This is a genomic window from Monashia sp. HAY1-5C, assembly GCF_056755255.1.
In genome coordinates this window covers 1-264 of record NZ_JBPGXG010000420.1, presented here as the reverse complement: position 1 = coordinate 264, position 264 = coordinate 1, and the positions used below count along the sequence as shown (strand labels likewise).

1 pseudogene is annotated in these 264 nt (G+C 39.8%); it reads left to right on the top strand.

The features are described 5' to 3' along the window. Nucleotides 1–264, top strand: a pseudogene (locus ACR9ZK_RS22280) (hypothetical protein); the annotation flags it as partial.

Below are 264 nucleotides of genomic sequence, written 5' to 3'. Positions count from 1 at the left end.
CAACTACACCGACCCCCAATTAATTGAAATGGTCCAAAAAGATGCCCTGAAATACTTTTGGGATTATGCAGAAACCAATTCAAAGCTGGCAAGAGAAAGATATCACACAGAAAATCCTTCGCAAGATGCGAATGTTGTTACGACTGGTGGTTCGGGCTTTGGATTGATGACAATTTTAGTAGGTGTTAAAAATGGCTATATTTCAAAAGCCGAAGCTATCTCGAGACTGACGACTTCACTTAATTTCTTGCAAAGTGCTAATCG